We start from the raw sequence: 21,068 nt of genomic DNA, 5'->3' as shown, positions 1-21,068 counted from the left end.
TCTCGCGGCTTCGGCGTGTCATCTTGACCGGCGTCCGGCCCGGTAGACCTCCAGGACCAGTTCGGTCGCGCGCGTGGGCTCGGTCAGGCCGCCGGGAGCCGGCAGGGCCTCTTCGAACACGGCGCCATCGCCGTGGCGGGCCAGCCATTTATGCAGGCAACGCAGGTGCAACGCGTTGCCGAGGTCGACGAAGTGAGGTTTCGGGCGGTCGATCGACCGCAGGAAGTCCTCGGCGGGACGGCCGACGGACGTGGCGGCGACGGGGTGCAGGAACAGCTGCTCGGGAAGGTCCAGCAACGCACGCCAGCGGGCCACCGCCTCGGCTGGTACGGGGCCACCGGTCGCGAGGTCCGCACGCAGGCGCGCCACCACGCCGGGTGACAGCGTCCAGCGCCGGCGGCGCAGCACCACGTGCCGGTGGCTGAGTCGGGGGGCGATCAGCACCCGGCCCCCGGGGGCGTCGAGGGCGCGCCTGGGGACGAGCGGCAGGAAGTCGACGACCCCGTGGGGGTGGTCGGCCAGGTGGGCCCCGATACGGCGGGGCAGCAGGACGGGGGCGAGGAAGCCCGCGTAGAGGACGTCGAGGAGTTCCCCGGTGGAACGCAGGCTCAGGCGGACCTGGTCGGTGGCCTCGTCGTGGACGAGGTCGAGGTCTCCCTCGCCGATGGAGGCCCACCGCCGGTCGGGGCCGATCTCGTCGGGCACGAACAGGGGGTGGAGATTGGCGTTGAAGCCGCCCACGGGGCGGATCTGCGCGGCCCGTGCTCCGGGCCCGAGCCCTTGGCGGATCTGCTCGGACACCCCGGCGCCGGCGCGTGGGTCGAGGGTGTCGAGGAAGCGGCTGCTGAAGCGGCCCCAGCCGCCGTACACGTGGTTCACGCACAGCAGGTCGCGTCCGGGGGTCGGGGCCTTCTGGAGGAAATACGAGTAACTGAGTGGGCGCTCGAGGGCCCAGCCGGGCAGGCGCGGGCCGAGGGAACGGACGAGTTCCGGCGGGAGGACCACCTCGGTGGCACCGCGCTGGTCGTCTGCGGCGGCCTGGGCGGCGCGCGCGAACTCTTGCCGCAGCAATGCCAGTTCCTCGGTGCCGGTGGGGAGGTCGGCACGGTCGGAGGGGTTGAGGTCGGCGAGGCTGCCGGCGGTCTGCCACGCCTCCACGACCTCCGCGCCGAACTCCCACGGGTGACCGGTGCGTCCGCCGTGCCCGTACCGGGCCACGAAGCGGTCGCGCAGGATGCGGCGGACGAGGTGGCCGAGGTCGAAGAGTTCCGCCAGGGCGGTGACTTCGCCGAGGGCCTCGCGGTCGGCGCTGTCGAGGAAGCCGTCGAGGTGCAGCGGGTGGGGGGTGACGACGTCCTCGGAGAGCACGGTGAGGGGGGCCGCGGTTTCGGGGACGGGGCGTCCGGCGTCCGCCAGGGTCTCCTTCCAGCTCCGGGAGAGGCCGGCGAGCAGGGCGGGGCGGTTCGCGGCGGGCGCGTCGGCGAACGTCGCGGTCAGCCGTCCGAGTTCGGCGATCCTCTCGGCGCGCGCCGCGTCGGCAACACGTGTTACCTCGTCGGCGCGCGTCGCGACCACGCCGGTGATGTGTACCGGCACCGCCTCTTCGGGGCGCGGTGCGGCGATCCGCCGCAGCCATGCCGCGATGCCGCCGACGGGGTCGCTCGCGAGGGGCGGGAGTGGATCGCCCGGCACGAGCAGTCCCGCCTCGCGGAGACGGTCGAGAAAGGCTTCGGCCGCGTCGTGGGCGCCGTGACCGGCGGCGCTCAGGGCGGCGGTGAGCAGTCCGGTCAGCTCGGGGAGGTGCAGGGGGGTGTCGGCGAGGTGTTCGGTGAGGAGGCGCAGGGGGCCGCCGTACGGCAGGGCCACCTCGTCCTCGTCGGCGACGAGGTAGCGCCCGCCGGAGAAGGAGGTCCGGTCCCGCGAGTACGTCGCGCGCCCGTCGGCGATGCGGGCGGTGCTGGTGATGCGGTGAGGGGTCGTAGCCAGGCGGTGGGGGGCGTCGCGCAGGGCGAGGACGAGGGCGGTGGTGAGGGTGCGGTTGACCTTCACGATGGAGCGCAGGGGGCCGTCGTGGAGCTCGGGGGCGCCCCACGAGGGCACGGGCGCGGCCGGTTCCCGGGTCAGCGTGCCCCATCCGACGGCGGTGAACCAGGACAGGGGGCTGGTCTTGGTGCTGGCACGCAGGGCGTAGCGCAGCACGGTCGGCTCCTCCTTGCGGGTGCGGCGGTCGACGGGGCCCGTGGCGGCCCGCTCGACGGCACGCAGCAGGTCGCCGCTGGTGAGGGCGACGGCCTTGCCGAGGGCCGGGTCTCGGCACAGGGCGGCCAGGGCGTCGCGTTCGTCGGCCAGCGCGGCCTCGGCCGCGTCCGGGAGGCGCGCGAGGAGTGCCGAGCGCCGCGTGCGCAGGGCCAGCCAGGAGGCGAGGAGGGGGATCCGGTCCGGGAGGTCGTCGAGGCGTTCCAGGAGGGCGGGTCGGGGTTCGCGGCCGTTGTGCAGTGCGCGGCGCAGCGGCAGCACCACGTCACGGTGGTAGGTCTCCGGGTGGCCGGCGTAACTGTCGTGGAGGTGGTCGCCGAGGGGGCCGGTGATCCTGGCGAGTGCGGTGTCGAGCCCGCTCAGGCGGGTGAGGAGGGTGCGGAAGTCCGCCGCCGCCCGCCCCTGCGCGGGGTGGGCGAGCACGGTGAAGCGAATCAGAGCGTGGGGGGCGGAACGTACGTGGTACCCGTCGACGGCGGCGACGGTGTCGACGTCGGCGACCGTGGAGGGCTGCGGCTGCGGCATGGCGGTCCCCGTCCTGTCGGTGGTTTCGCGCGGTCTCCCGCCGCACGAGCGGGGTGCGGCGGGAGACGCGCTGCGTACGGATTGCCGAGTGTCAGAGGGTCGGCGTGTCCGTGGTCGGCTGGGCGCAGGACGAGGAGCCCTGGCAGGAGCTGCTGCCCCAGGACGCTCCGCCTTCCGGCAGCGCGGCGGTGTCACGCAGGGAGGTGACGGTCAGGTCGCCGAGGTCGAGCTCCAGGTCCTGGAGGTCGAAGCCGTCGGCCGGGGTCGCGTGGTTCATGGTCTCTCCTCTTGTCGTGGGACGTTCGGTGTTCGGTGTGGTGACGCGTGTTATCCGAAGCGCGGCGACGACTACTCGACCGGACGGTCGCCCATCGTCTGGTTGCAGGACGAGGAGCCCTGGCAGGAGCTGCTGCCCCAGGACGCTCCGCCTTCCGGCAGCGCGGCGGTGTCACGCAGGGAGGTGATGGACAGGTCGCCGAGGTCGAGCTCCAGGTCCTGGAGGTCGAACTCGGAGTTGCGCGCAATGTCAGACATATGCTTCTCCCTTGGGTGAGGTGAATTCAGGATTCACTCCGCGCAATCGACCGCAATCCACGGAGCCGAATTTTCCGGCGCCCGAGGAATGCATTGAATCGACGATATCGCAGAGAAATCCATGAGCCGTCTATGATGTGCAATTTCCTTACGACCTGGCCAACTCGGTAACTATTCGGCCTGCCATCACCGGCCGGGCAAGGGGATCCGACCCCCAAGTGGGTCGATTCCCGCCTTTCCTGCGGCGATTGGCACAAGGTTCCCGCCAGTCCCCACAGGATCGCTTGAGGCGCGATTGAGGAGTTTTTGAAAGTCCCTCCAAGGTCATTTAAAAGCGATTGGAACAGTTTTTCCGTCCTGATTCCGTTTCGCTTCCGCTTGCCTCAGGCCCGGATTACGGCAGGTCGGGGGCCGTGAGGAGGGTGGTCGTCCCGACCGCCTCCGCGCGCATGCGGCTGAAGGTGAGGCCGGGTGGCGGCCCGCGGCTGCGCTTTCGGGTGACACGCCGGCACCGCTTCGGGCGTGGTGGCGCGCTGATGGCTCACGATCGCTCGCGGCCGGTCATGCTCCGGTCACGAGTAACCGATCAAGCCGGCCGTCGCACCGTCGTGGCACCGAACCGCCGCTGGGAGATCACGTGTACGTCCTGCTCGTCGCGAGCGCGTTCAACAGCCTCACGCAGCGAGTCCACGCCGAACTGCGCGACCGCGGGCACCGGGTGGCGGTCGAACTGGCCCTGCCGGGCGTCGACCTGACGGACGTCGTAGCCCGTCACGGGCCCGACCTCCTCCTCGCCCCGATGCTGACGACGGCGCTCCCCGAGACGGTGTGGGCCCGTTACACGTGTCTGATCGTGCACCCGGGACCGGTCGGCGACCGGGGGCCGTCCTCCCTCGACCGCGCCGTCCAGGAGCAGGTCGACCGATGGGGCGTCACCGTGCTCCAGGCCACCGCCGAGATGGACGCCGGCGACGTCTGGGCCTGCGTCGAGTGTCCGGTGCCCCCGATCTCCAAGAGCGACCTCTACCGGGGTGAGATCGCCGACGCCGCCCTGGAGGCCGTCCTCCTGGCCGTCGAACGGTTCACCTCCCGTGCCTTCACCCCCCTCCCGCAGGACGCCGCCACCGCCCGCACCCGTCCGTACCTGCGCCAGGAAGCCCGCCGCATCGACTGGCAGTCCGACTCCACCGACCGGGTCCTGCGCACGCTGCGGGCCGCGGACTCCCGGCCGGGCGTCCTCGACGAACTGATGGGCACCGAGTGGTACCTGCACGGCGGTCACCCCGAACACCGGCTGCGCGGGCGCCCGGGCGACCTGCTCGCCACGCGCGCGGGCGCCGTCTGCCGGGCGACCGTCGACGGCGCCGTCTGGATTCCGGAGCTGCGGGCCCGCCGATCCCCGGGGGCGCCGGCGCCCGTCAAGCTGCCCGCCACCATCGCGCTGGGCGCACGGCTGCCCGTACTGCGCGAACATCCGGCGCCGCCGCGCACCGGGCTGCACGGCCGCACCTGGTCCGACATCCGCTACCGCGAGGAGGGCCAGGTCGGCCTGCTGTCCTTCACCTTCCCCGGCGGCGCGATGAGCACCCCACACTGCCAGCGGCTGCTGGAGGCCTACCGGGCGGCCTGCGCGCGCCCCACCTCCGTCCTCGTCCTCGGCGGCGACCGGGACTTCTTCTCCAACGGCATCCACCTCGGTGTCATCGAGGCCGCCGCCGACCCGGCCGAGGAGTCCTGGGCCAACATCAACGCGATGGACGACCTGGTCGAGGCGGTCCTGACCACCACCGACCGGCTCGTCGTCGCCGCCCTCGGCGGCAACGCGGCCGCCGGCGGGGCCATGCTCGCGCTCGCCGCCGACGAGGTCTGGTGCCGCTCCGGGGTGGTGCTGAACCCGCACTACCGGCTGATGGGCCTGTCCGGCTCCGAGTACTGGACGTACACGCTCCCGCGCCGCGTCGGCGCCGCGGTGGCCGAGCGGCTCACCACCGAGGCGCTGCCGCTGAGCGCCGCGTCCGCGCGGCGGCTCGGGCTGGTCGACCGTACGGTGACGTGCACCCCCCAGGCCTTCGCGGGCGAGAGCGCGCGGCTGGCGGCGCACCTGGCGGCGCTGCCGGGGGCGCAGTCCCGGATCGCGGAGAAGAAGGCGCTGCGCGAGCGCGACGAGGCCGCCCGGCCGCTGGCCTCGTACCGGGAGGCGGAGCTGGCACTGATGCGCCGCACGTTCTTCGACCCGGCCGCCCCGTACCACGCGCTGCGCCGGGCCTTCGTACGCAAGGAAACGCCGACGGCCACGCCACCCCATTTGACACGTGTTACCCCGAACCACCCCGCATCCGCCCGCACCGCCCCCTCCACGCCCACCGACGCCATGCTCGCCGCCCCCGCCGGCTCGACCCCTGCCGTTACCGCCGTCACTGGACTGGCCGCACATGACGAAGCGCCCGGGGCCGTCGGCTGTTAGCAAGAAAGGTGAGGCCGGATCGGCCCGACCGCCGCGCACCGCGCCCCTCCCCTCCCCGTTCCCTCCCCAAGGAGGCATCCTCATGGATGCAGCACCGTCCGCCCCCGCCGAAGACCCCCCGATCCACATCCTCTGGATCAACGCGGGCCTGAGCTGCGACGGCGACTCCGTCTCCCTGACGGCGGCGATGCAGCCGAGCATCGAGGAGATCGTGACGGGCGTCCTGCCCGGCCTGCCCAAGATCGCCGTGCACTGGCCACTGATCGACTTCGAGTGCGGCCCGGTGGGTGGCGCGGACACGTTCATCGAGTGGTTCTTCAAGGGCGAGCGCGGCGAGATCGACCCGTTCGTGCTGGTGGTGGAGGGATCCATCCCCAACGAGCGGATCAAGCCGGAAGGCTACTGGTGCGGCTTCGGCGACGACCCCGCCACCGGACAACCCATCACCACCAGCGAGTGGATCGACCGGCTGGCCCCGAAGGCCCTCGCCGTCGTGGCGATCGGCACCTGCGCCACGTACGGCGGCATCCACGCCATGGAGGGCAACCCCACGGGTGCCATGGGCGTGCCCGACTACCTGGGCTGGGACTGGAAGTCGAAGGCCGGGATCCCGATCGTGTGCGTGCCGGGCTGCCCCATCCAGCCCGACAACTTCTCGGAGACGCTGACCTACCTCCTGTACCAGGCGGCGGGCTCCGCGCCGATGATCCCCCTCGACGACAAGCTGCGCCCGACGTGGCTGTTCGGCAACACCGTCCACGAGGGGTGCGACCGGGCCGGCTACTACGAGCAGGGCCAGTTCGCGGCGACGTACGACTCCCCCAAGTGCCTGGTCAAGCTGGGCTGTTGGGGCCCCGTGGTCAAGTGCAACGTGCCGAAGCGCGGCTGGATGAACGGCATCGGCGGCTGCCCGAACGTCGGCGGGATCTGCATCGCCTGCACCATGCCCGGCTTCCCCGACAAGTTCATGCCGTTCATGGACGAACCCCCGGGCGCGAAGGTGTCCGCCACCGCCAGCTCGGCCTACGGGAAGCTCATCCGCAAGCTGCGCGCGGTCACGGCGCACACCGTGGACCAGGAGCCGAAGTGGCGCCACACCGGGGACCGCCTGGCGACGGGGTACCGCCCGCCCTGGTGAGGCCGGACACCCGGGGGCGGCCGGTCCCCCGCCGCTCCCGCCCCGCCGCGCGGGCGTCCCCGTACCGCGTCTCAACGCACCACACCGCCCGCATCGCCCAGCACCGCACCGCACCGCACCGCACGCATCGAAGAAGGGCAACGGCAGACACGATGACACCGAACACGAAGGCGGCCGGCGACGGCAGCGGACTGGTGGAGATGGCCTGGGATCCGATCACCCGGATCGTGGGCAGCCTGGGCATCCACACGAAGATCGACTTCAAGCAGCGGCGCGTGGCGGAGTGTTACAGCACCTCGTCGGTGTTTCGCGGCTACAGCGTCTTCATGCGCGGCAAGGACCCGCGTGACGCGCACTTCATCACCAGTCGCATCTGCGGCATCTGCGGGGACAACCACGCCACGTGTTCCGTCTACGCGCAGAACATGGCCTACGGGGTCAAGCCACCCCACCTCGCCGAGTGGATCATCAACCTCGGCGAGTCCGCCGAGTACATGTTCGACCACAACATCTTCCAGGAGAACCTGGTCGGGGTCGACTACTGCGAGAAGATGGTCCGCGAGACCAACCCGGGCGTCCTGGAGAAGGCCGAGCGGACCCCAGCCCCGCACGCCGGCGAGCACGGCTACAAGACCATTGCCGACATCATGCGCTCCCTCAACCCCATCGAGGGCGAGTTCTACCGCGAGGCCCTCCAGGTCAGCCGTTACACGCGTGAGATGTTCTGTCTGATGGAGGGCCGCCACGTGCACCCCTCCACCCTCTATCCGGGTGGCGTCGGCACGATCGCCTCCGTCCAGCTGTTCACCGACTACATGAGCCGCCTCATGCGGTACTGCGAGTTCATGAAGCGGGTCGTCCCGCTCCACGACGACCTGTTCGACTTCTTCTACGAGGCCCTGCCCGGCTACGAGGAGGTCGGCCGCCGCCGCGTGCTGCTCGGCTGCTGGGGCGCCCTCAACGACCCCGAGTACTGCGACTTCACGTACGCCAACATGACCGACTGGGGACGGAAGATGCTCGTCACCCCGGGCGTGGTCGTCGACGGCAAGCTGGTCACCAACGACCTCACGAAGATCAACCTCGGCATCCGGATCCTGCTGGGCAGTTCGTACTACGACGACTGGGACGGCAAGGAGCAGTTCGTCACCCACGACCCGCTCGGCAACCCCGTCGACCCGCGCCACCCCTGGAACCAGCACACCATCCCGGCCCCGCAGAAGCGGAACTTCGACGACAAGTACAGCTGGGTGATGTCGCCCCGCTGGTTCGACGGCAAGGACCACCTCGCCCTCGACACCGGTGGCGGCCCGATCGCCCGCCTGTGGTCCACCGCCCTGTCGGGGCTCGTGAACACCGACTACGTGCAGGCGACCGGCCACAGCGTCGTGATCACCCTGCCCCGCACCATGACGAAGCCCGAGACCCGCTTCGAGTGGAAGATCCCCAAGTGGAGCAACGCCCTGGAGCGCAACCGCGCCCGGACGTACTTCCAGGCCTACGCGGCGGCCATCGCGCTGCACTGCGCCGAGAAGGGGCTCGCCGAGGTGCGCGCCGGTCGCACCCAGACCTGGGAGAAGTTCGAGGTGCCCGACGAGGCCCTCGGGGTCGGCTTCACCGAGGCCGTGCGCGGCGTCCTGTCGCACCACATGGTGATCCGCGACGGGAAGATCGCGAACTACCACCCGTACCCGCCGACTCCGTGGAACGCCAGCGTCCGCGACAGCTACGGCACACCGGGTCCGTACGAGGACGCCGTCCAGAACACCCCGATCTTCGAGGAGAACTCCCCGGAGAACTTCAAGGGAATCGACATCATGCGCGCCGTGCGCAGCTTCGACCCGTGCCTGCCCTGCGGGGTCCACATGTACGTGGGCGGCGGCAAGACGGTGAAGACGATGCACGTGCCCACCGGACTGAGCGGACTGGGCGGATGAGCGCCGCCACCGACGCCCGGGAGGCGGGCGTACGCGTCGAGGAGGTCCTCGACCGGCTGGCCGACACCGGGGACCGGCGGGCGTGCGCGGCGGCCGAGGAGCTGGTGCGCGTCCTCATGGACTTCTACGGGGCGGGCCTCGCCCGGATCGTGGAGCGCGTCGGCGCGGGGCCACTGGAGCCGGTGCTGGGCGACGAGCTCGTGGCGAGCCTGCTCTCGCTGCACGGGCTGCACCCCGAGGACGTGGCGATGCGGATCGGGCGTGCCCTGGTCGCGGCCGGGGACGCCGTCGAGGCCGTCGGGTTCGACGCGGCCACGGGGGTGTTGCGGGTACGCCCCCGGGCGGCGGCCGGGGGCTGCGGCTGTGGCGGCGGAAGCGACCCGGACGCCGTCGCGCGGGCGTTGGAGGACACCCTGGCCTGCTTCGCCCCCGAGGTGACGGAGGTGCTGGTGGAGCCCGCGCCGGCGCCGGACGCGCCGCTGCTCCAGATCGGCGTCCGCCCGCACTCCCCCGTGCGGGTGCCGTGAAGGGCCCGGTGGCGGGGGCAGCGGCGAGTGGGGCGGGGGCGGAGGTGCGCGGCGACCTGGCGCACGGTGCCGTTACACGCGACACCGACGGCGCGGGCTCCGGCGTGCCAGGGACCGGCCGGCGTGCGGCCGGTGGTCCCGGTGGCCCCGATAGCCCTCACCTTCCCGGACTCTCCGGGCCGGGCCAGTCGGCGGCGGCCCGGACGGCGGGCGGGCCGCGTGGCCTGCGGCGGTTCGCGGGGCCCCGTAAGCCCCGGGCCGAGGCCTGCGAACTGTGCGGGGTGGTGGTGCCCGAGGAGGGCCACCGCCACCTCGTGGAGACCCAACGCCGCTCCCTCGTCTGCGCCTGCACCGCCTGCGCCCTGCTGTTCGACCGGGCGGACGCCCGGACCGGGCGCTACCGAGCCGTCCCGGACCGCTACCTCGCCGACCCCGGTCACCGGATCGACGAGAGCGCCTGGGAGGCGTTGCGGATCCCCGTCGGTGTCGCGTTCTTCTTCCGCAACGCCGCGCTCGACCGGCTGGTCGCCCTCTACCCCAGCCCGGCGGGGGCCACCGAGAGCGAACTCGACCCACGGACCTGGGAGAGCGTGCTGGGCGCCACCCGGCTGGCCGTACTGCTCGAACCGGACGTGGAGGCGTTGCTGTTGCGCCGCGCCCCCGCGGGCGGTAACACGTGCCATCTGGTGCCGATCGACATCTGCTACGAGCTGGTGGGGCGAATGCGCATGCTGTGGCAGGGCTTCGATGGCGGGGCCGAGGCTCGGGCCGCCCTCGACGCCTTCTTCGAGCAGGTCGGGCGCAGGGCCCGCATCCTGGAGGAGGGAATGGCGTCATGACCCCGACCCCGACCGAGCTGGGTTTCACGTGTAACGCAGTCCGCGCCGACCCCTACGCCGCCGGCCCCACCCTCGTCTTCCGGCTCCGCGTCACCGCCGGCGCCGACGTCCGGGTTCACGCCCTCGCCCTGCGCTGCCAGCTGCGCATCGAGCCCGCCCGACGCGACTACTCGGGCACCGAGGCCCAAGGCCTCGCGGACCTGTTCGGGGAACGTTCCCGTTGGGGCAACACGCTCCAGCCGGTGCAGTTCGCCCAGGTCTCGGTCATGGTGCCCAGCTTCACCGGGGAGACCGAGATCGACCTCGTCGTCCCCTGCACCTACGACATGGACATCGCCTCCACCCGCTACTTCAACGCGCTGGAGGACGGCGAGGCCCCCTTGCTGATGCTGTTCTCCGGCACGGCCTTCACCGGCGCCGGCGGCTTCCGCGTCGAGCCGGTGCCCTGGGACCGCGAGGCCTCGTACCGGCTGCCGGCCACCGTCTGGCGCGAGATGGTCGAGCAGCACTTCCCGGGGTGCGGCTGGCTGCGGCTGCCCCGCGACACGATGGCGGAGCTGCTCGCGTTCCGCTCGCGTCACTCCCTCGCCTCCTGGGAGGCCACGGTGCGGGCCCTGCTCGACGCCGCCGCCCCCGAGCCCCCGTCGGAGCCCCTGCGACTGGGGACCGTACTGCCTCGGGTCACCGTCTCCGAGAGGACGGCCCCGTGACCGCCACCTCGCACCCCACGACGGCCGACCGGCCCGCAGACCGGCCCGCCGCCACGCAGCCCGCCGACCGACCCCCCGCCCCGCAGCCCGCCGAGGACGCCCAGCAGCCCGACCGGCCCGACCGGCCCGCGGGCGAGGATCCGTTCGCCACCGCCCGGCAGGTCGCCGACGCCGTCCTCTTCGAGGGGTACGTCCTCTACCCCTACCGCGCCTCGGCGGCCAAGAACCGGATGCGCTGGCAGTTCGGCGTACTGGTCCCGCCCGCCTGGGCCCCCGAGCAGCAGGAGCCGACGTTCCAGCGGACCGAGGTCCTGATGGAGCCCCGGGGCGCGGCGACGCTCCGGGTCGAGCTGCGCTTCCTGCACGCGCAGCGCCGTACGGTCCACGAGGCCCGGGCCGACGGCTCGTTCGCCGAGGTTCCCGAACTACACCTGCCCGACCGGGTGTTGGTCCCGTGGGACGAGGGGACGGAGGAGCGCGTCGAAGTGTCCGTCGGCGTGGCGGAGTTGCTCGACGGCGGCGACGTCCTCCTGCCGTTCGCCCGGCCCGCCCGCGAGGAGGTCGAGCCGGTGTCGGACGGCGCCGGCCGGACCGTCGGCCGGCTGGTGCGGCGTACGGGACGCCTCGACGGCGTGCTGCGCCTGTCCGCCGCCGAACTCGACGGCCCGTACCGGGTCGTGAAGCTCACGGCGGTGGTGGAGAACACCAGTGCCTGGGCCCCCGACCCGCTCGGGGCGGGCGGCCGCGAGGCGGCTTTGCCCCACTCGCTGGTCGCCGCCCACCTGATGCTGGGGCTGAGCGCCGGATCGTTCCTGTCGATGACCGACCCGCCCGAATGGGCCCGGGGGGCGGTCGCCGGCTGCGAGAACCGGCACGCCTGGCCGGTGCCGGCGGGCGCTGCGGGCCGCGCGGACGTGGTCCTCTCCTCCCCCATCATCCTGGAGGACCACCCGTCCATCGCCCCGGAGAGCGCGGGCGCCATGTACGACGCCCTGGAGATCGACGAGATCCTCGCCCTGCGCACCGCGACCCTCACGGAGCAGGAGAAGCGCGAGGCGCGCGGGACGGATCCCCGTGCCGCCGCCGTGATCGACATGGCCGACTCGATGCCGCCCGAGGTGTGGGAACGCCTCCACGGCGCGGTACGCGGTCTGCGGGCGATCACCGGGCCTCCAGAACCGTCGCCGTCGCCCGCCGCGTCGCCGGCCCCGTCTCCGGCCCCGACGCCCTCCCCGTCGCTCGGCGTGGAGCCCGCCGACGGGAACGACGCGGTGTTCCGCCCGGACACGCCCTGGTGGGACCCCGCCCACGCGGAACGGACCGCCCCCGCCGCCCCGGACAGCGACCGGATCCTCGTCGACGGCACCCCGGTCGGCGTGGGCAGCCGCGTGCGGCTGCGGCCCGGCCTGCGGCGCACCGACGCCCAGGACCTGTTCCTCCAGGGCCGGGCCGCGCTGGTCGAGGCCGTCCTGCACGACGTGGACGGCGGGGTGCACCTCGCCGTCACCGTGGAGGGCGATCCGGGGGCGGACATCCGTCGGGAGCAGGGACGGTTCCTGTACTTCCAGCCCGACGAGATCACTCCGTTGGAGGGCCCGTGAACGGTACGACGCACGGCCGGGTGCTGGTCGCCGGCATCGGCAACTTCTTCCTCGGCGACGACGGGTTCGGCGTCGAGGCGGTGCGGGCGCTGTCCGCGCGGCCCCTGCCGGCGCACGTCGAGGTCGTGGACTTCGGGGTGCGCGGGGTGCACCTGGCGTACCAGCTCCTGGACGGGTACGACACGCTCGTCCTGGTCGACGCCACCGCCCGCGGAGGCCCGCCCGGAACCCTGTACCTGATCGAGGCCGAGCCGTCGGGCGCGGGCGGGGCGGGGCGCGTGGAGCCCGGCGCGGCCGTCCTGGACGGGCACCACATGTCCCCCGACGCCGTCCTCGCCCTGCTGGGCACCCTGTGCGCGGGAACGGACTCCACGCCGCCCCGGCGCACCCTGGTCGTGGGCTGCGAGCCCGCCTGCGTCGAGGAGGGCATCGGACTGAGCCCGGCGGTGGCCGAGGCCGTACCGGGCGCGGTCCGGATGGTCCTGGACCTCTTGGCCGACGGCACCGGCGCCCACCCCGTCTCCGAAGCCGGAACCGACGCCGAAGCCCGCGCGGCCGACCCGGCGCCCGGCGCCGGATCCGCAGCGCGACCTCCCGCCCCGGCCGTGGCCGCGGCCGGGGGCCGTCCAGACCCGAGGAGTGCCCCGTGAGGCGATCAGCGTGCGGTAGTCACCACGAGGAGAATACCGTGAAGAAGTGCGTCATCGGTACGGCCGCGGCCCTGGTCGTGGCCGTCGTGCTCACCCAGGTCCTCCCGGACCTCAAGCGCTACCTGCGGATCAGCCGCATGTGAGCCCGTGCCCCCCGGCACCGTCCGCACTCCCACGTACGCCACGTACGCCCCGCACGCCCCGCACGCCCCGCGCCCGAATGGCGTACGGGGCGTGCGGGGCGTCGGCGTGCCCGACCGCACCGGCCCCGTCCTGCCGCTGTAATGAGCGGCGGCAGGACGGAGTCCGATGCACGAGATGTCGATCGCCATGGCCGTCGTGGGCCAGGTGGAAGAAGCGGCGGGGGCCGGCGGCGCCCGCAGGGTGGACCGTGTCGAGCTCCAGGTCGGCGAACTGGCCGGAGTGGTACCGGATTCGCTCGCGTTCTGCTTCGAACTGGCCTGCGCCGGAACGGTCCTGGAGGGCGCGGTACTCGTCACCCGCCCCGTGCCCGCCCGCGCCCGGTGCGGCGGCTGCGCGCACGAGTGGGCGGTCGGCATGCCCCCCGACCTGTGCTGTCCCGGCTGCGGGCGGGCTTCGGACGTCGAGCTGATCTCGGGCCGCGAGCTACGGATCCTCAGCGTGACCTGGGAAGACGACCCCGACTGCGCCGGCCCCGCCCGTGAACCCATCTCCGAGGAGGCCTGAACCATGTGTCGAGTGGTCGATCTGAGGCAGGCGGTACTCGCCAAGAACGACGTGGCGGCGCACGCGCTGCGCGCCGAACTGACCGAACGGGGCACCGCGGTCGTCAACCTGCTGTCCAGTCCGGGCAGCGGCAAGACGGCGTTGCTGGAGCGCGAACTGCTCCTGGCCCGGGAGCGGGAGGTCACGGTCGCCGCGCTCACCGCCGACCTCGCGACCGAGAACGACGCGGTCCGGTTGGCGCGTTCGGGCGTACCGGTCAAGCAGGTGCTCACGGACGGACTGTGCCATCTGGAGGCCTCGATGCTGGGCCGCCACCTGGACGGATGGCTGCCCGTCGACACGCGACTGCTGTTCGTGGAGAACGTCGGCAACCTCGTCTGTCCCGCCTCGTACGACCTCGGGGAATCCCTGCGGGTGGTGCTCGCCTCGGTCACGGAGGGCGAGGACAAGCCGCTGAAGTACCCGACGGCGTTCGGACTCGCCCAGCTGGTGGTGGTCACCAAGACGGACATCGCCGACGCCGTCGACTTCGACGAGGCCGGCTTCCGGGCGAACGTCCAGCGGGTCAACCCCGGCGTGGAGGTGCTGCTGACCTCGGCCCGTACGGGTGAGGGGGTCGGGCTGCTCCTGGAGCGGGCCCTGTCCGTCGGTACGGGTACGGGTGCGGCCGCGCACGTACCGGTGATGGCCGCGGAGGCGGCGCGCGCGGACGGACACGCCCAGGACGGGCACGCCCACGACGGCCACACGCACTCGCACTCGCACTCGCACGACCACGACCACGACCACGACACGAGTTGCTCCCCCCTGCCCGTGGCGCAGACCCGCTGATGGAAGCCGTGCAGCGCCGCCGGGTCACCGTCCGGGGCGTGGTGCAGGGCGTCGGATTCCGCCCCTACGTGTACGTACGGGCCACCGGGCTCGGCCTCGCGGGGCACGTCACCAACACCCCCGAGGGGGTCGTCGCCGAGGTGGAGGGATCTGCGGCGGCGGTGCGGGAGTTCTGCGAACGGCTCGCCGCGGAAGCCCCGCCGCTGGCCGTCGTGGACGCCGTCGACCACTGCGAGGTCCCCCTCGCGGGCGGGTCCGGCTTCAGCATCGTCGCCTCGCGGGCCGGTGGTCCGGCCCGGACGCTCGTCTCCCCGGACACGGCCACCTGCGCGGACTGCCTCGCGGAGTTGCGGGACCCGGCCGACCGGCGCCATCGGCATCCGTTCATCACCTGCACGCACTGCGGACCGCGTTTCACCATCGTCACCGGTCTGCCGTACGACCGCGCGCACACCACGATGGCCCGCTTCCCGATGTGCCCGGACTGCGCCCACGAGTACGAGGACCCCGCCGACCGGCGGTTTCACGCGCAACCCGTCGCCTGCCCGGCCTGCGGACCCCGGCTGCGCCTGCTCGCCGGACGGCCGCCGCGCGAGGTGGCGGGGGTCGACCCGGTGGCCGGGGCCCGCCGGGTGCTGGCCGAGGGCGGGATCCTGGCGGTGAAGGGGCTCGGGGGCTACCACCTGGCCTGCGACGCCTCGAACCCGGTGGCGGTGGCGGAGTTGCGGCGCCGCAAGGGGCGCGGGGACAAGCCGTTCGCGTTGATGGCCCGGGAGGTCGCGGACGTCGAGCGTCTCGTGCCCGTCGGGCCCGCGGAACGGGAGCTGCTCACCGGCGGGGCCCGGCCCATCGTCCTGCTGCGGCGCGCGGGCGCGGAGCGGCACGGGGCGCGGGACGGGGGGCGGGACGGGGTTGCCGAGGGCCCCGGGGAGACCGCCGGGCGGGACGAACGGTTCGACGCCGTCGCCCCGGGCAGTCCCGATCTGGGGATGATGCTCCCCTACACGCCCGTGCACCATCTGCTGCTGGGGCTGCCGGGGGACCCGGAGGGGCCGCGGTTGCTCGTGATGACCAGCGGGAACCTCTCGGGCGAGCCCATCGTCACCGTCGAGGCCGAGGCCCTGGAGCGGCTCGGGGGCATCGCGGACGCCTGGCTGACGCACGACCGGCCGATCCACGTGCCCTGCGACGATTCCGTCGTACGGGTCTGCGACGGCGCACCGTTGGTCCTGCGGCGGGCCCGGGGATACGCGCCGCTGCCGCTGACCCTGCCGGTGCCGGTGCCGGCCGCGCTCGCGGTGGGCGGGGACCTGAAGAACGCGTTCTGCCTCGGGGAGGGGCGCAGGGCCTGGCTGTCCGCGCACATCGGGGACATGGACGACCTGGCGACGCTGCGCGCCTTCGATGGCGCCGAACGGCAGTTGGAGTCGATCACGGGGGTCGGTCCGGTCATGCTCGCCGCGGACCGGCACCCGGGTTACCGCTCCGGCCGGTGGGCCCGCGAACACGCCGGCCCGCGTCCGGTGACACGTGTTCAGCACCATCACGCGCACGTGGCGTCCGCGATGGCCGAGCACGGTCTCGACGGGGCCCGCCCGGTGATCGGGGTCGCCTTCGACGGCACCGGGTACGGGGACGACGGGGCGGTGTGGGGCGGGGAGTTCCTGATCGCCGACTACGCGGGTTACACGCGTTATGCGCACCTGGCGTACGCATCGCTGCCGGGTGGCGACGCGGCCGTGCGGCGCCCTTACCGGATGGCGCTGTCCCTGCTGCGGGCGGCGGGGCTGCCGTGGAGCGCGGACCTGCCGTGCGTGGCGGCCTGCCCACCCACCGAGTTGCACGTGTTGGCAACCCAGTTGGAGCGCGGCCTGAACTGCGTGCTTACTTCCAGCATGGGGAGGCTCTTCGACGCCGTCTCCTCTCTCGCGGGCGTGTGCCACGAGGCCGGGTACGAGGCTCAGGCGGCGATCGAGCTGGAGGCGGCGGCATGCCTGGCGCCGGCGGGGGCGACAGAGGCGGCGCGGGCGGGTTACACGTTTGACCTCCGGCTCTCGGCCGCGGACGCCGGGGGTTGCCTCGTCGCGGACCCCGCGCCGGTGCTGGCGGCCGTGGTGGCCGACGTACGGGCCGGCACGTCCCCCTCGGTGATCGCCGCCCGGTTCCACGCGGGCGTGGCGGCGCTCGTCGGTGAGGTGTGCGCGCACGCGCGGGACCGGCACGGCCCGGAGACCGTGGCCCTGACCGGTGGGGTCTTCGCCAACGTCCTGCTGTCCGGCGCCTGCGCGCGGGAGCTGCGCGGGCGGGGCTTCACCGTGCTCCGGCACTCCCTGGTACCTCCGGGCGACGGCGGTCTGGCGCTCGGCCAGCTCATGGTGGCGGCGGCGGTTACACGCGTTACGGATCATCCACAGCGAGGAGAAGCCCATGTGCCTGGCGGTACCCGGCAGAGTGCTTGAGATCGGGGAGAAGGACGGCACCCGCATGGCCACCGTCGATTTCGGCGGCGTGCAGAAGGAAGTGTGCCTGGAGTACCTCCCGGACCTCCGGGTCGGTGAGTACGCCATCGTCCACGTGGGCTTCGCCCTCCAGCGGCTCGACGAGGAGTCGGCCCTGAAGACCCTCGAACTGTTCGCGGAACTCGGCATGCTCCAGGAGGAGTTCGGTGATCCGTGGGAGGCGGCGGCCGGGGCGGGAGGCGTCCCCTGGCCCGAGAGCGAGACCTCCCCCGCCCCCGAAGCCTCCCCCACCCCCGAGACCTCCCGCGAGCCCGAGGCCCCGCACTCCTTGGACGGCGCCTCGCACCCACCGGGCGCCTCACCCGTTCCGAACGCGCCGGGCGCCTTCGCATCCCCGGCGACACCCCACGGCGAGAGCCGGCAGGAGGAAGCGCAGCGGTGAAGTACATCGACGAGTTCCAGGATCCCGAGCTCGCCCGCAGGCTCCTCGACGACATCCACGCCACGGTGACCCGCCCGTGGGCCCTGATGGAGGTGTGCGGTGGCCAAACCCACACCATCATCCGGCACGGCATCGATCAACTCCTCCCCGATGAGGTTGAGTTGATTCACGGGCCCGGCTGCCCGGTGTGCGTCACGCCGCTGGAGGTCATCGACAAGGCGCTGGAGATCGCCTCGCGCCCCGAGGTGATCTTCTGCTCCTTCGGGGACATGCTCCGGGTGCCCGGAACCGGCCGCGACCTGTTCCAGGTGCGCAGCGAGGGCGGCGACGTACGGGTGGTGTACTCCCCGCTGGACGCCCTGAAGATCGCGCGGCAGAACCCCGAGCGCCAGGTCGTGTTCTTCGGCATCGGCTTCGAGACCACCGCCCCGCCCAACGCCATGACGGTGTACCAGGCCAGGAAGCTCGGCATCACGAACTTCAGCCTGCTCGTGTCCCACGTGCGCGTCCCCCCGGCGATCGAGGCGATCATGCGTTCGCCGAGTTGTCGGGTGCAGGGATTCCTGGCGGCCGGACACGTGTGCAGCGTCATGGGCATGGCCGAGTACCCGGATCTGGCGGCCCGCCACCGCGTGCCGATCGTCGTGACGGGATTCGAGCCGCTGGACATCCTGGAGGGCGTACGCCGCACCGTGCGGCAGTTGGAACGCGGCGAGCACACCGTCGAGAACGCCTACGCCCGCGCCGTCCGCCCGGAGGGCAATCCCGCCGCGCTGGCCATGCTGGAGGACGTGTTCGAGGTCACCGACCGGGCGTGGCGGGGCATCGGCGTCATCCCGGACAGCGGTTGGCGGCTGTCGGCGCGCTATCGGGAGTACGACGCCGAGCACCGCTTCTCCGTCACCGGCATCACCACGCGGGAGCCTGCCGCCTGCCGAAGCGGCGAGGTGCTCCAGGGGCTGCTGAAGCCGCACGAGTGCGAGGCCTTCGGCGGACTGTGCACTCCGCGCAATCCGCTCGGCGCCACGATGGTCTCCAGCGAGGGCGCGTGCGCCGCCTACTACCTCTACCGGCGCCTGGACCTCCAGGCCGCCGCTCCGGCCACTTCTCGGGAGGCGAGCCCCGTTGCCTGACATCGCACCGTCCCGGATCGCGCAGCCCCGGGCCCTTCTCGACGTGACCGATTGGACCTGTCCGGCGCCCCTGCGCGACCGCCCCCGAATCGTGATGGGCCACGGAGGCGGTGGCGCGTTGTCGGCCGAACTGGTGGAGCACCTGTTCGCTCCTGCGTTCGGGGGTGAGGTGCTCGCCGGGCTCGGGGACTCGGCGGCCGTCCGGTTGGGCGGAGTACGGCTCGCCTTCTCCACGGACTCCTACGTGGTGCGGCCGTTGTTCTTCCCCGGCGGCTGCATCGGGGACCTGGCGGTCAACGGGACCGTGAACGACCTGGCCATGAGCGGGGCCCGGCCCGCGTACCTGTCGTGCGGGTTCATCCTCGAAGAGGGGGTGGAGCTGGCCGTGGTGGCACGTGTCGCCGAGGCGATGGGCGCCGCCGCGCGTGCTGCCGGCGTCGAGGTGGTGACCGGGGACACCAAGGTCGTCGAGGCGGGTCACGGTGACGGGATCTACGTGAACACCTCGGGCATCGGCATCATCCCGGCCGGGGTCGACCTTCGCCCGCAGCGGGTGGTCCCGGGCGACGTCGTCATCGTCAGCGGCGCGATCGGCGTCCACGGAATGGCGATCATGAGCGTCCGCGAGGGCCTGGAGTTCGGTGTGGACGTGGAGAGCGACTGTGCGGCGCTGGGCGAGCTCGTCGAGGCCATGCTCGCGGTCACTCCCGAGCTACACGTGTTGCGTGACCCGACCCGGGGCGGCCTGGCCGCCTCGTTGAACGAGATCGCGGCCGCCTCCGGCACCGGTGTCGTCCTCCACGAGGGTCGGGTCCCGGTCCCGGAGCCCGTGGCGAACGCGTGCGCGATCCTCGGCCTGGACCCGTTGTACGTGGCCAACGAGGGCAAGCTGGTGGCGTTCGTCCCGCGCGAGCACGCCGATGCCGTCCTCGCCGCGATGCGCGCCCACCCGCTGGGCCGGGAGGCGGCGGTGATCGGCGAGGCCGTCGCCGAGCACCCGGGCATGGTGGTGGCCCGTACCGGTCTCGGCGGCACTCGGGTGGTGGACCTGCCGATCGGCGAGCAGCTTCCGCGCATCTGCTGATCCGTACGTCCGCCGCACAGCGGGCACCGACACCCCGATCGGCAAGGCACCGGGGCGTCGGGACGCGGGTGCCCGCCGCACGGCATCCGGCGCCGCCGGCCCCAGGAGCGAGCGGGGCCACGGCACGGGCCGACCGCCGGGTCCCGACCTGGCCCCGGGCCCCGGCCCTGGCCCCGCGCCACCGCCTCGCGCCTCCTACCCCACTCCACCGCACCCGCCTCGGGCCCGGCCCCGGGCCCCCGCCTCCGCCGCCCGTCCAGGGCGGCGGAGGCCGTCGCGGGGCGGGAGTGGTGGGTGGGGGGCACGCCGCCTGCCGGGCCGCGCACCACGTTGCGGTGTCCGGCGGCCTTGTCCACGGCGGCGATGCGCCGTCCGCGCTTTCGACACGGCGGCCTTTTGCCACCCGCCGCGCGGCCGACCATGATCGGTGGCCTGCACCACGAGGGGCTGCGGGCCCCGGGGCCTGCGGCCCCCGTAACCGTTTCGACCGCCGGGAGCACCCCACATGTCCGACATCCAGGTCCGCGCCGCACAGCCCGAGGACTTCGACCGGTGGCGGGTCCTCTACCGCGGGTACGCCGACTTCTACCGGGTGGAGCAGACCGAGGAGGCGGCGGCGACGGTCTGGGGTTGGATCAACGACCCCTCCCACGAGGTGGGCGCCCTGGTCGCGCAGGACACCGGGGGCAGGCTGCTCGGCCTGGCCCACTACCGCCCCTTCGCCCGGCCGCTGTCGGCGACGACCGGCTGCTTCCTGGACGACCTGTTCGTGGCCCCGGAGGACCGGGGTTCGGGTGCGGCCGACGCGCTGCTCGCCGCCCTGCGCGAACTGGCCGCCGAGCGCGGGTGGAGCGTGGTGCGGTGGATCACCGCCGACGACAACCACCGGGCCCGGTCGAAGTACGACCAGGTGGCGACCCGCACGATGTGGGTCACCTACGACATGACCCCGGGCCGCTGACCAGGGATAACACGAGTAACCCCTGCCCTGGGCAGCCCCGCCCGACAGCCCCCGCCCGGAGCCCGGTGCGGGGGCTCGGCCGTCGCCGCTCGCCTCGCCGCCCCCTCACCCTCACGCCCCCACTCCCACCCCGCGGCCCCTCACCCCACACCCCCTCACCGCACCGATCGCGCCGGCCGCGCCCGCGCCCGCGCCGCCCCCTGGGCCCCCTCCTCGGCCCCCTCCCCGCGCCCCATCCGCCTCCCACCTCGCACCGGCCTCGAACGATC

General features: G+C 73.1%; 18 protein-coding genes and 1 pseudogene. 16 read left to right on the top strand and 3 right to left on the bottom strand.

The features are described 5' to 3' along the window. Positions 1–18: 18 nt before the first annotated feature. The 3 genes from AB0D01_RS13510 to AB0D01_RS13500 all read right to left on the bottom strand — a co-directional run bounded on the left by AB0D01_RS13510 (position 19) and on the right by AB0D01_RS13500 (position 3,315). Positions 19–2,781 carry a lantibiotic dehydratase gene (locus tag AB0D01_RS13510; RefSeq protein ID WP_363055290.1) on the bottom strand — a complete coding sequence of 921 codons (2,763 nt, stop codon included), beginning with the start codon at positions 2,779–2,781 and terminating at the stop codon, positions 19–21. A gap of 91 nt (positions 2,782–2,872) precedes the next feature. After that, positions 2,873–3,058 carry a thiazolylpeptide-type bacteriocin gene (locus tag AB0D01_RS13505; protein WP_363055289.1) on the bottom strand — a complete coding sequence of 62 codons (186 nt, stop codon included), beginning with the start codon at positions 3,056–3,058 and terminating at the stop codon, positions 2,873–2,875. A gap of 71 nt (positions 3,059–3,129) precedes the next feature. After that, positions 3,130–3,315 (bottom strand): thiazolylpeptide-type bacteriocin, encoded by a 186-nt coding sequence (locus AB0D01_RS13500; protein ID WP_363055288.1) that lies wholly within the window; start codon positions 3,313–3,315, stop codon positions 3,130–3,132. Between the two features lie 637 nt (positions 3,316–3,952). Here AB0D01_RS13500 and AB0D01_RS13495 point away from each other — a divergent pair. From AB0D01_RS13495 to AB0D01_RS13420, 16 genes and pseudogenes are all read left to right on the top strand, one after another. Then, positions 3,953–5,779, top strand: coding sequence for a hydrogenase maturation protein (locus tag AB0D01_RS13495; protein ID WP_363055287.1), 1,827 nt, complete (start codon positions 3,953–3,955; stop codon positions 5,777–5,779). Positions 5,780–5,861: 82 nt separating this feature from the next. Next, a complete protein-coding gene (locus AB0D01_RS13490; protein ID WP_363055286.1) occupies positions 5,862–6,917 on the top strand; it encodes a hydrogenase expression protein HypE in 1,056 nt (351 codons plus the stop codon). A gap of 152 nt (positions 6,918–7,069) precedes the next feature. Further along, positions 7,070–8,854 (top strand): nickel-dependent hydrogenase large subunit, encoded by a 1,785-nt coding sequence (locus AB0D01_RS13485; protein WP_363055285.1) that lies wholly within the window; start codon positions 7,070–7,072, stop codon positions 8,852–8,854. After that, on the top strand, positions 8,851–9,381 hold the full coding sequence (locus tag AB0D01_RS13480) for a hypothetical protein (protein ID WP_363055284.1): 531 nt from the start codon (positions 8,851–8,853) through the stop codon (positions 9,379–9,381). The genes AB0D01_RS13485 and AB0D01_RS13480 overlap by 4 nt, the downstream gene beginning before the upstream one ends. A 224-nt stretch (positions 9,382–9,605) precedes the next feature. Then, positions 9,606–10,220, top strand: coding sequence for a DUF5947 family protein (locus AB0D01_RS13475; RefSeq protein WP_363055396.1), 615 nt, complete (start codon positions 9,606–9,608; stop codon positions 10,218–10,220). Next, positions 10,217–10,930: a DUF6084 family protein gene (locus AB0D01_RS13470; RefSeq protein ID WP_363055283.1), complete on the top strand. Its 714-nt coding sequence runs from the start codon at positions 10,217–10,219 to the stop codon at positions 10,928–10,930. Before AB0D01_RS13475 ends, AB0D01_RS13470 begins: the two co-directional genes overlap by 4 nt. Next, complete coding sequence (locus AB0D01_RS13465; RefSeq protein ID WP_363055282.1) at positions 10,927–12,531, top strand: hypothetical protein; 1,605 nt, start codon at positions 10,927–10,929, stop codon at positions 12,529–12,531. Before AB0D01_RS13470 ends, AB0D01_RS13465 begins: the two co-directional genes overlap by 4 nt. Further along, positions 12,528–13,181, top strand: coding sequence for a hydrogenase maturation protease (locus AB0D01_RS13460; protein ID WP_363055281.1), 654 nt, complete (start codon positions 12,528–12,530; stop codon positions 13,179–13,181). The genes AB0D01_RS13465 and AB0D01_RS13460 overlap by 4 nt, the downstream gene beginning before the upstream one ends. A gap of 147 nt (positions 13,182–13,328) precedes the next feature. Then, positions 13,329–13,466, top strand: a complete 138-nt coding sequence (locus tag AB0D01_RS13455) for a hypothetical protein (protein ID WP_363055280.1) — start codon at positions 13,329–13,331, stop codon at positions 13,464–13,466. 24 nt (positions 13,467–13,490) lie between these two features. Then, a complete protein-coding gene (locus tag AB0D01_RS13450; protein ID WP_363055279.1) occupies positions 13,491–13,889 on the top strand; it encodes a hydrogenase maturation nickel metallochaperone HypA in 399 nt (132 codons plus the stop codon). A gap of 3 nt (positions 13,890–13,892) precedes the next feature. Next, positions 13,893–14,720: a hydrogenase nickel incorporation protein HypB gene (gene hypB, locus AB0D01_RS13445; protein WP_363055278.1), complete on the top strand. Its 828-nt coding sequence runs from the start codon at positions 13,893–13,895 to the stop codon at positions 14,718–14,720. Beyond that, entirely contained in the window at positions 14,720–17,179 is a 2,460-nt protein-coding gene (locus AB0D01_RS13440; protein WP_363055277.1) for a carbamoyltransferase HypF, read from the top strand. The genes hypB and AB0D01_RS13440 overlap by 1 nt, the downstream gene beginning before the upstream one ends. Further along, positions 17,148–17,408, top strand: a pseudogene (locus tag AB0D01_RS13435) (HypC/HybG/HupF family hydrogenase formation chaperone); the annotation flags it as partial. The gene AB0D01_RS13440 and the pseudogene AB0D01_RS13435, both read left to right, overlap by 32 nt. 209 nt (positions 17,409–17,617) lie before the next feature. Then, positions 17,618–18,754, top strand: a complete 1,137-nt coding sequence (gene hypD, locus AB0D01_RS13430) for a hydrogenase formation protein HypD (RefSeq protein ID WP_363055276.1) — start codon at positions 17,618–17,620, stop codon at positions 18,752–18,754. A gap of 16 nt (positions 18,755–18,770) precedes the next feature. Continuing rightward, positions 18,771–19,838: a hydrogenase expression/formation protein HypE gene (gene hypE, locus AB0D01_RS13425; protein WP_363055395.1), complete on the top strand. Its 1,068-nt coding sequence runs from the start codon at positions 18,771–18,773 to the stop codon at positions 19,836–19,838. Between the two features lie 505 nt (positions 19,839–20,343). Beyond that, positions 20,344–20,799, top strand: a complete 456-nt coding sequence (locus tag AB0D01_RS13420) for a GNAT family N-acetyltransferase (RefSeq protein WP_363055275.1) — start codon at positions 20,344–20,346, stop codon at positions 20,797–20,799. Positions 20,800–21,068 lie beyond the last annotated feature (269 nt).

The sequence above is a fragment of the Streptomyces sp. NPDC048606 genome, from assembly GCF_040650855.1.
Lineage (GTDB): Bacteria > Actinomycetota > Actinomycetes > Streptomycetales > Streptomycetaceae > Streptomyces.
This window is presented reverse-complemented; position numbering and strand designations above follow the sequence as displayed.